This window comes from Clostridium sp. CAG:221 (genome assembly GCA_000435835.1).
In the GTDB taxonomy this organism is placed as follows: domain Bacteria; phylum Bacillota; class Clostridia; order Clostridiales; family Clostridiaceae; genus Clostridium.
Map to the genome: position 1 here is coordinate 6,428 of FR883391.1, position 2,169 is coordinate 8,596.

At 27.1% G+C, this 2,169-nt stretch carries 3 protein-coding genes; 2 read left to right on the plus strand and 1 reads right to left on the minus strand.

Features of this window, described 5'->3' with window-relative positions:
* On the minus strand, window positions 1-84 hold an 84-nt coding region (locus tag Q5O44_RS15225; protein WP_370545566.1), incomplete at its 3' end, for an HAD family hydrolase.
* 104 nt (window positions 85-188) lie between these two features.
* On the opposite strand from Q5O44_RS15225, the gene zupT reads away from it, so the two are divergent.
* Window positions 189-968, plus strand: a complete 780-nt coding sequence (gene zupT, locus Q5O44_RS05725) for a zinc transporter ZupT (RefSeq protein ID WP_022167440.1) — start codon at window positions 189-191, stop codon at window positions 966-968.
* Window positions 969-1,060: 92 nt separating this feature from the next.
* Window positions 1,061-1,894 (plus strand): GNAT family N-acetyltransferase, encoded by an 834-nt coding sequence (locus tag Q5O44_RS05730; protein WP_022167441.1) that lies wholly within the window; start codon window positions 1,061-1,063, stop codon window positions 1,892-1,894.
* Window positions 1,895-2,169: the final 275 nt, after the last annotated feature.

Genomic DNA, 2,169 nt, shown 5'->3' on the forward strand with positions numbered 1-2,169 from the left:
TATAGCATTTAAATTTCTTGATGATATTTCATGACTACTATTAATTAATGTTCCATCCATATCAGATGCAATAAGCTTTATCATAAATTATTCTCCTTTATCTTTGCGAAATATTTATTATTGACTTCTTTTTTTCATATATTAATCATAATATACTTATGTAATAAATTACAATGGGGTACATTTAAATGATTGATAAATCTTCTTTTATTCCTCTGCTTTTATCTACTTTAGCAGGGTTATCTACAGTTATTGGAGCCATTATAGTATTCTTTACTAAAACAAAAAATGAAAAATTTTTAACCTTTTCCTTAGGATTTTCAGCTGGGGTTATGATTACTGTATCCTTTACAGATTTATTTCCCACTGCTGAAGAATCCATTGCTAAATATCATGGTGAATTACAAGGAGTTCTTTGGTCCATTTTATTTTTACTCATTGGTGGACTTATTGCTTTTTTAATTGATAGCTTTTTGCCTGATGATGAGAAAAATTCTTTTAAAGAATCTAATAAAAATTATGGATTATTTAGGGTTGGTTTAGTGTCTACAATTGCATTAATGCTACATAACTTCCCTGAAGGTATTGCAACTTTTGTTTCAGGATATCAAGATATTGGCTTAGGCATATCTGTTGCTTTTGCTATCGCTCTGCATAATATTCCTGAAGGTATTGCCATTGCTATGCCTATTTACTTTTCAACTGGTAGTAGATATAAGGCAATTAAATATTCCTTTTGGTCAGGAATGACTGAACCACTTGGAGCATTTTTATCATTTTTATTCTTAAAGCCATTTATTAATGAACTTATTCTTGGAATAATTTTTGCTGTAGTTTGTGGTATTATGATTTATATATCACTAGCAGAACTTATCCCATCATCACGTTCTTACGGGCACATAAAATTATCATTGCTATCTATATTCCTTGGCATTGCCATTATGCCAATAAGTCACATACTTTTATAATTAATAATTAATAATTGATAATTGATAGTTGATAATTCTAACATTTTTAATTATTAATTATCAATTTTCAATTATATAAAGGGGTGCAATTTATGAATAATTTTAGCATTACAAATAGACTCCGTAGGGTATTTAATATTACAGAAAATTCATTAAATGATCGTAAAGTTATCTTTCCTATAGATATATTTATGGCCATGATTTTGGAAAATACAGAAATCTTAAAAGATTTAAACAACCACTTTTTTCATAAAATTAATAAATATAAAGAAATTGCTTTAAATCTTCCTAAAAATATTGAAGGAAATAAAAATCATTTTTTTATTACTCCAATAAATGACAGTGTTTTGGAAATTCTCAATGAATCCCTAGAAATTATGAGCAAAACCAATGAAACGTACCTTAATGAAATTTATGTTCTAAAGGCATTAATAAAAATACCTAGTGAAGTAACTGAAATCCTTACAAAAGAAGAAATTCATTATATACAACAGCTTTGTAATACATCCAAAGACTTATTAGTTGATTTAGGAAATTTTTATTCATTTGATAATAATGAAAATAGTAATTTTCTTATAAGAAAAGCACTTAATAAAGATAAGTATTTACTATATGATTTTGTTAAAGAAAATTTTAATTCTATATGGGCAGATTCACTAGCTTCTATCTTTCCTTCAAATAATATACCTATCTATCTTGTAATATTTAATGACCACATAATTGGCTTTAGTGCATATGATATTCTAGGGACTAGCTCCTTTGGTCCCATTGGTGTATTGAAAGAATTTAGAAAAAACTCTATTGGTAAAGCCCTTTTAAACAAATGTCTTTGGGATATGAAACTAAGAGGTGATTCAATAGCCATAATAAAAAATGCAGGCCCTATTGAATTTTATGAAAAGTGCTGTAACGCATATATTATTTAATTTTCTTCATACTTTTTTCACTTTTGATTTATACTAATTATAATAATTATTTAGTATAATACTAATATGAAAAAATATATAATTTATTATCGTGGAGTGATTATATTATGAGTATTTTTGTAGGAGTAGTTCTTTGTGGCTTTGGATTTTCTATTTGTGAAATTATTTATGATATGGCTACAAACAGAGTAATCCCTTAAAATTTAAGTACAAAAGTGGCTGACGCCACGCTTCAGCGAAGGAAGCAACTTTTGTTAGCCAACCAAAAGGTTCTA

Coding starts and splice junctions, on each gene's coding strand:
- zupT (WP_022167440.1), top strand. CDS start 189: ATGATTGATAAATCTTCTTTTATTCCTCTGCTTTTATCTACTTTAGCA.
- Q5O44_RS05730 (WP_022167441.1), top strand. CDS start 1,061: ATGAATAATTTTAGCATTACAAATAGACTCCGTAGGGTATTTAATATT.